The organism is Methylobacterium frigidaeris (genome assembly GCF_022179185.1).
Classification (GTDB): Bacteria; Pseudomonadota; Alphaproteobacteria; order Rhizobiales; family Beijerinckiaceae; genus Methylobacterium; species Methylobacterium frigidaeris.
The window spans coordinates 1-228 of sequence record NZ_BPQJ01000397.1 but is presented as its reverse complement, the minus strand read 5'-3'; the positions used below and the strand labels follow the sequence as shown (position 1 = coordinate 228).

The following is a 228-nucleotide window of genomic DNA, read 5'->3' as shown; positions in this document are numbered from 1 at the left end:
TTGCTCACCGCTTTGAGGCTGCGGTTGGCGGCATCATCGGCATGGTCTCCTCCTCATCAACCGAACTGCAGGCGACTGCGCAGACGATGACAGCCACAGCTACCGAAACCGCCAGCCAGTCTACGACGGTCGCGGCAGCTGCTGAGGAGGCGGCTTCCAACGTCAACACTGTTGCGGCTGCCGCTGAGGAGCTCGGTTCGTCCGTGCAGGAGATCGGTCGACAGGTAA

Annotated in this window: 1 pseudogene; it reads left to right on the top strand. The window is 62.3% G+C overall.

The annotated features are described in order from the left end of the window. A pseudogene (locus tag MFF64_RS37475) lies at window positions 1-228 on the top strand (methyl-accepting chemotaxis protein); the annotation flags it as partial.